This is a genomic window from Streptomyces sp. NPDC056948, assembly GCF_042674225.1.
GTDB classification, from domain to species: domain Bacteria; phylum Actinomycetota; class Actinomycetes; order Streptomycetales; family Streptomycetaceae; genus Streptomyces; species Streptomyces purpurascens.
In genome coordinates this window covers 1-7,395 of the sequence record NZ_JBHUQX010000442.1, presented here as the reverse complement: position 1 = coordinate 7,395, position 7,395 = coordinate 1, and the positions used below count along the sequence as shown (strand labels likewise).

Below are 7,395 nucleotides of genomic sequence, written 5' to 3'. Positions count from 1 at the left end.
TAGCCGACAACCTCACGCCTCATTCGAACGCGTAAGGTGGCGTGCTCGTAGACATATACGTGCACGCCACCCGAACGCGACGAGGGAGACGCCCTTCCGGTCGGGCCCGTCAGACCTCTTCGACGCTGCTCGGCTCGCGCCGGGACAGGTCGATGCCAAGCTCCTCCGCAGCGCGGAAGACGTCCTCGTCGGTGTCGCGCATCTCGATGGACATGCCGTCCGAGGACAGCACCTCCACGTTGAGGCACAGGGACTGCATCTCCTTGATGAGCACCTTGAAGGACTCGGGGATGCCGGGCTCGGGAATGTTCTCGCCCTTGACGATGGCCTCGTAGACCTTCACGCGGCCGGTGACGTCGTCGGACTTGATGGTCAGCAGCTCCTGGAGGGCGTACGCGGCGCCGTAAGCCTCCAGCGCCCACACCTCCATCTCACCGAAGCGCTGGCCACCGAACTGGGCCTTACCACCCAGCGGCTGCTGGGTGATCATCGAGTACGGACCGGTCGAGCGGGCGTGCAGCTTGTCGTCGACCAGGTGGTGCAGCTTCAGGATGTACATGTAGCCGACCGAGATCGGCTCCGGGAACGGCTCGCCGGAGCGGCCGTCGAACAGCGGCGCCTTACCGGTCGGGAGCACCATGCGCTCGCCGTCGCGGTTCGGGATCGTGTGGTTCAGCAGACCCGCCAGCTCGTCCTCACGCGCACCGTCGAAGACGGGGGTGGCGACGTTGGTGCCGGGCTCGACCTTGTCGGCCTCGATGGCCTGGAGGCGCTGCGCCCAGTCGTCCGCGAGACCGGAGACGTCCCAGCCGCGGCTGGCGAGCCAGCCGAGGTGGATCTCCAGGACCTGTCCCGGGTTCATTCGGGACGGCACACCCAGCGGGTTGAGGATGATGTCGACCGGGGTGCCGTCCTCCAGGAACGGCATGTCCTCGATCGGCAGGATCTTCGAGATGACGCCCTTGTTGCCGTGGCGGCCGGCGAGCTTGTCACCGTCGGTGATCTTGCGCTTCTGCGCGACGTACACGCGCACAAGCTGGTTCACACCGGGGGGAAGCTCGTCGCCCTCCTCGCGGTCGAAGACGCGGACGCCGATGACCTTGCCGGTCTCGCCGTGCGGCACCTTCAGCGAGGTGTCACGGACCTCACGGGCCTTCTCGCCGAAGATCGCGCGCAGCAGGCGCTCCTCCGGCGTCAGCTCGGTCTCACCCTTGGGCGTGACCTTGCCGACGAGGATGTCACCGGCGATGACCTCGGCACCGATACGGATGATGCCGCGCTCGTCGAGGTCGGCGAGGACCTCCTCGGAGACGTTCGGGATGTCCCGGGTGATCTCCTCGGGGCCGAGCTTGGTGTCACGGGCGTCGACCTCGTGCTCCTCGATGTGGATCGAGGAGAGGACGTCGTCCTGCACGAGGCGCTGCGACAGGATGATCGCGTCCTCGTAGTTGTGACCCTCCCACGGCATGAACGCCACGAGCAGGTTCTTGCCCAGCGCCATCTCGCCCTGCTGGGTGGCCGGACCGTCCGCGAGGATCTGGCCCTCGATGATCCGGTCGCCCTCGCCGACGATGACCTTCTGGTTGACCGAGGTGCCCTGGTTGGAGCGGGCGAACTTGGCCAGGCGGTACGTGATGTACGTGCCGTCGTCGTTGGCGGTGGTGATGTAGTCCGCGGAGACCTCCTGGACCACACCCGGCTTCTCGGCCTTGACCACGTCGCCGGCGTCGGCCGCGGAGCGGTACTCCATGCCGGTGCCGACGAGCGGGGCCTCGGACTTAATCAGCGGCACGGCCTGACGCATCATGTTCGCGCCCATGAGGGCACGGTTGGCGTCGTCGTGCTCCAGGAAGGGGATCATGGCGGTCGCGACCGACACCATCTGGCGCGGCGAGACGTCCATGTAGTCGACGTCTTCGCCGGTGACGTAGTCGACCTCGCCGCCCTTACGGCGGACCAGCACGCGGGCCTCGGCGAAGCGGAGCTCGTCGGTGAGCGGCGCGTTGGCCTGCGCGATGACGAAGCGGTCTTCCTCGTCGGCGGTCAGGTAGTCGACCTCGTCGGTGACCTGGCCCTCGAACACCTTGCGGTAGGGGGTCTCGACGAAACCGAACGCGTTGACCCGGCCGTAGGAGGCGAGCGAGCCGATCAGACCGATGTTCGGACCTTCGGGCGTCTCGATCGGGCACATGCGGCCGTAGTGCGAGGGGTGCACGTCACGGACCTCGAAGCCGGCCCGCTCACGGGACAGACCACCCGGGCCGAGCGCGGACAGACGCCGCTTGTGCGTCAGACCCGACAGCGGGTTGTTCTGGTCCATGAACTGGGACAGCTGGCTGGTGCCGAAGAACTCCTTGATGGAGGCGACGACCGGCCGGATGTTGATCAGGGTCTGCGGCGTGATCGCCTCGACGTCCTGGGTCGTCATCCGCTCGCGGACGACACGCTCCATACGCGCCAGACCCGTACGGACCTGGTTCTGGATGAGCTCGCCGACGCTGCGCAGACGGCGGTTGCCGAAGTGGTCGATGTCGTCGGTCTCGACGACGATCGAGGTACCGCTGTCACCGACCGTCTCGGTCTCGCCCGCGTGCAGCTTCACCAGGTACTTGATCGTCGAGATGACGTCCTCGACGGTCAGGATGCCGGCGTCGAGCGGAGCGTCCGCGCCCAGCTTCTTGTTGACCTTGTAGCGGCCGACCTTGGCGAGGTCGTAGCGCTTGGGGTTGAAGTACAGGTTCTCAAGGAGCGTCTGCGCGGCCTCACGCGTGGGGGGCTCGCCCGGACGCAGCTTGCGGTAGATGTCGAGCAGCGCGTCGTCCTGGCCCTGGGTGTGGTCCTTCTCCAGGGTGGCGCGCATGGACTCGTACTCGCCGAACTCCTCCAGGATCTGCTCGGTCGTCCAACCGAGAGCCTTGAGCAGGACGGTGACGGACTGCTTGCGCTTGCGGTCGATGCGGACACCGACCATGTCGCGCTTGTCGATCTCCATCTCCAGCCAGGCACCCCGGGACGGGATGATCTTGGCGGAGAAGATGTCCTTGTCGGACGTCTTGTCGATGGAGGAGTCGAAGTAGACACCGGGCGAACGGACAAGCTGCGACACCACGACACGCTCGGTGCCGTTGATGACGAAGGTGCCCTTGTTCGTCATGAGCGGGAAGTCGCCCATGAAAACGGTCTGGGACTTGATCTCGCCGGTCTCGTTGTTCGTGAACTCGGCGGTGACGAAGAGCGGAGCCGCGTACGTGAAGTCGCGCTCCTTGCACTCGTCGATCGAGTTCTTCGGCGGCTCGAAGCGGTGGTCACGGAAGGTCAGCGACATCGACCCGCTGAAGTCCTCGATCGGGGAGATCTCCTCGAAGATCTCCTCCAGACCGGACTTGGTGGGGACGTCCTGACCGTTGTCCAGAGCCTCCTCGACCCGACTCTGCCAAGCGGTGTTGCCGAGCAGCCAGTCGAAGCTCTCGGTCTGCAGCGCGAGCAGGTTCGGAACCTCGAGAGGCTCCTTGATCTTTGCAAAGGAAATGCGCAGCGGGGCGGTGCTGGCGCCGTTGTTCGTATTCGCGGTCGAGGCGTTGCGCGAGGCGGCCAAGAGGGGGTCCTTCCGAGGGCTCGGACTCACTACGCGCGTACCGGCCCCTCTCCCGTACACAGAGACAAGTCGTGTCGGTCCGGCCGAAAGGCCAGGTCAGACAGGTCTTGTCATCGATGCTCGAGTGAGGGCAGACCCCTGGTGACGGGCAGGGGACAGCTAACAGGCAGCGCAAAGGGTCAGTGTAGCCACTTGGCACACTGATGTCCAGTCCGGGTTTTCACGCCCGTGTTGACCCTCGTTGTTCCACTCCTGCTACAAGGCGCTGCCCTCAACGCACGTTGATACTGCCCTCTTCGCCGTCGATCCATGCCTCGGATACGGATCCTTGTGACGACGCGTCCTGAGAATTGCGCGCTGCGTGCGGTTCGTCAAGGCCCCCCCTGCCCGAACCGCGGCCGCCCGGAGACACGACGAAGATCACCATACCCCCCGTCACTGAGGGTGCAAGGCAACCGTGGCCGGACCCCGGGAACGCCGAAGAGCGACCACCCGGATGGATGATCGCTCTTCCGCGCTTACGCGTTACACGCCCAGTGGGACGTGTCGTGAATCCTGGCGGATCCGAGAGGTCTTACTTGACCTCGACCGAGGCGCCGGCGCCCTTGAGGGACTCGGCGGCCTTCTCGGCGGCGTCCTTGGCGACCTTCTCGAGAACGGGCTTCGGGGCGCCGTCCACGAGGTCCTTGGCCTCCTTCAGACCCAGGGAGGTCAGCTCACGCACGACCTTGATGACCTGGATCTTCTTGTCGCCGGCACCGGTGAGGATGACGTCGAACTCGTCCTGCTCCTCGGCGGCCTCGGCAGCGGCGCCACCAGCGGCACCACCGGCGACGACGACCGGCGCGGCAGCGGCGGCGGTGACGTCGAACTTGTCCTCGAAGGCCTTCACGAACTCGGAGAGCTCGATGAGGGTCATCTCTTCGAACTGAGCGAGCAGGTCGTCCTGGCTGAGCTTCGCCATGATGGCGGTCCTTCCACTAAATCGGCAGGTGCCGGATGTACATGTGAGGCGGGCGTACGTCTGGCCCGCGACGGCCTCCGCGTTCAGGCAGCGGGGGCCGGGATGCGAGCCGAGTTACTCGGCACCGCCCTGCTCGTCCTGCTTGGCACGGAGCGCGTCCACGGTGCGGACGAGCTTCGACGGCAGCGCCTGGAAGACAGAGGCAGCCTGAGACTGCTTGCCCTTCATGGCACCGGCCAGCTTGGAGAGCAGAACCTCGCGGGACTCGAGGTCCGCAAGCTTCTTGATCTCGTCGGCGGACAGCGCCTTGCCGTCAAGGACACCGCCCTTGATGACGAGGTTGGGGTTGTCCTTGGCGAAGTCGCGCAGACCCTTCGCCGCCTCGACCGGGTCACCGGTCACGAAGGCGACGGCCGACGAACCCGTGAAGAGGTCGTCGATCGTGTTGATCCCGGCCTCATTGGCCGCAATCTTGGTCAGCGTGTTCTTCGCCACACGGTAGTTAGCGTTCTCACCGAGTGAACGACGCAGCTGCTGCAGCTGCGCCACGGTGAGACCGGTGTACGCGGTGACGACGGCACCGTTGGAGTTGCGGAACTTGTCCCGCATCTCCTCGACGGCATCGACCTTGTCAGGCCTCGCCATGAGCCTCGGCCTCCTTCCGGGTGATTCGGACCGCGCGGACCCGAAGGAGGACTGGGGAAAACGAAACGCCCCGGCGCAAGCGCACGGGGCGTAGCTCAACCGGTTGCCCGCTCGCACGAGGCGGCGGTCTCCAGGAGCTCTTCCAGTGTCACCTGCGCGGGTCGTCCGCCGTTCAGCGGATCCTTCGGCCACCACGCCCTCTTCCGAGCACGCGGTAACGACCAGCGGTCTTTGGCTTCTACAGGAGGGTACGGGAACGGATCGCCGTCAAGCAAATCCGCCCGTACGACGGATGGGTGCGGGGCGGATCAGCCCTGCTCCAGCTCCTTGAACATGCCGGCGAGGTCCGCGACCTCCTTGGCGGGCGGCGCCTTGACGTCCACCGGCTTGTTGTAGTCCAGGAAGGTGATGGTCATGTCGAGCGGGCCCTTGTCGGCGTCGCCCTTCATGCGGAACTGCTTGGTGTGGTCGTCGCCGTCGATCCACATGTCCATCGTGAGCTTGTCGACGCCGAGCTTCTCGTACTGCTTGATGCTCTTCTCGCGCTGCTTGCGGTTGCCCGCCTTCGCGTCCTTGAGGGAGGCGCGCAGGTCGGCGAGGGTGACCGTGCCGGAGTAGTGGGTCGTCTCGACGCCGTCGACCTTCTCGGAGCCGACCTTCTTCACGTCCTTGGCACCCGTGAGGAAGGCGGACTCGGCCGCCGGGTTCTGCTCGGCCTGGCTCGTGCTGCTGCCCATCTGGTCCAGTTCCTTGCCGGCCTCGGACCCGGACAAGTCGAACTTGAGCCAGCTCTTGCCCTCCATCTCCTTGGCCATCTCGGCTCCCCCACCGAGGTACATGGCCTTGTCGACGAGGCGGATCTCCACAGCCTCGGTGGCTCCCTTGTCGGGTGCCGTCATCTTCATGCTCATGGCGATCGTGGGCTTCAGGCGCATCGACGCCTCGCCCTTGACCCGGCCCTCACCCGGGGACGTGCCGCTCAGGCGGTACCGGAGGGACGTGATGTCCTCGGTGTTCTTCGCCGCCTTGGCGACGGCGGCCGCGGGCGTCATCTCCGGCGACTGTTCGGATCCGCAGCCGACCGCACCGGCGGCGAGAAGCAGCGCGCCCAGCCCGGCGGCGGGTATGGATGTCTTCATTGATTCCCCCCAAGGAACACATGATTGCTTCACAGCAAGGCGGTGAGCCTATCCCAGAGGGGCACAAGTGACCTATCCGAATTCGCGGCATCCTCAGGGCGTACCGGTTGTACCGGCCTTCTTCCGCATCAGGTCCTCGAAGTCCCCGGTGTCGGACAGCGGGGGGCGCTGGGCCCGGACCCGCACGCCGTAGTCGCGGTAGTGCGCGGTCTGGGTCATCCGGCCCGTGGTCATCCGCGCCTTCTCCACCTTCTTGATCAGAAGATTCCGCTCGTCGATCCAGATGTCGACGGTCTCGGTGGTGACGCCGGCCTCGGTGAGCTGCTTCTTCAGGCCGTCGTCGGTGACGTCCGCCGCGGCCACGGTGCCGGAGTAGTGCGTCGCGGCCCGGCCGCGCACGGTCTCCTCGCCGACCTTTCTCACGTCCCCCGAGGCCAGCAGGAGTTTCACGGACTGGTTGGGCGTGGTGGTGCGCATCTGGTCGCCGAGATGGGCCCCGGAGCCGCCGGCGAGAGCCTCGAGGTCCTCGTACGCGTACCGGATCCAGTGCCTGCCGTCGGCCTGCTCGGCGAACTTGTCGCCCATGCGCGCGTAGTAGGCGTCGGGGAGGTAGCGGGCCTCCATCGAGGTGGCGCCGAGCCGGCGCATGGTGTCGGCGATCGTGCCGCCGGTGTAGGTGATGGTGAGGGTGCCGGTGATGCCGTCACTCCAGCCGAGGGTGCCGTCGGCGGTCATGGACATCAGCGAGCCCATGGTCGTCGTGGACTCGACCCGGGCGGACTCGGCCCGTGCGGTGGCCCGTTCGGCGGAGCGCAGGGCCGCCAGGGAGGCGCCGCGCGCGGCACGGTCGTCCTTGCCGGGGCGGTCGGAGGAGTCCGAGAAGGTACAGGCGGCCACCCCCGTCAGCGCGGTCGCCACCGCGAGCACCAGGCCCACGCGCCGCACGGTCGTGCCCTGCATACGTCCCCCCGTTCGCATCCGGTTCCCGCACGTTAACCCAGGCCACCGGCATACGTACCGGAAAAGGGAACGGGCCCCGCACCTGTAAGAGG

General features: G+C 66.5%; 5 protein-coding genes. All 5 read right to left on the bottom strand.

From position 1 onward, the window contains the following. Positions 1-109 precede the first annotated feature (109 nt). The 5 genes from rpoB to ACFTZL_RS37575 all read right to left on the bottom strand — a co-directional run bounded on the left by rpoB (position 110) and on the right by ACFTZL_RS37575 (position 7,303). Positions 110-3,595 (bottom strand): DNA-directed RNA polymerase subunit beta, encoded by a 3,486-nt coding sequence (gene rpoB / locus ACFTZL_RS37595; protein WP_215119468.1) that lies wholly within the window; start codon positions 3,593-3,595, stop codon positions 110-112. A gap of 574 nt (positions 3,596-4,169) precedes the next feature. Beyond that, positions 4,170-4,559, bottom strand: coding sequence for a 50S ribosomal protein L7/L12 (rplL, locus tag ACFTZL_RS37590; protein ID WP_375913375.1), 390 nt, complete (start codon positions 4,557-4,559; stop codon positions 4,170-4,172). 114 nt (positions 4,560-4,673) lie between these two features. Then, complete coding sequence (gene rplJ / locus ACFTZL_RS37585; RefSeq protein ID WP_184591473.1) at positions 4,674-5,204, bottom strand: 50S ribosomal protein L10; 531 nt, start codon at positions 5,202-5,204, stop codon at positions 4,674-4,676. Between the two features lie 308 nt (positions 5,205-5,512). After that, positions 5,513-6,343, bottom strand: coding sequence for an LppX_LprAFG lipoprotein (locus ACFTZL_RS37580; protein WP_382592706.1), 831 nt, complete (start codon positions 6,341-6,343; stop codon positions 5,513-5,515). Positions 6,344-6,436: 93 nt separating this feature from the next. Continuing rightward, positions 6,437-7,303, bottom strand: coding sequence for a hypothetical protein (locus tag ACFTZL_RS37575; RefSeq protein WP_382592703.1), 867 nt, complete (start codon positions 7,301-7,303; stop codon positions 6,437-6,439). Positions 7,304-7,395 lie beyond the last annotated feature (92 nt).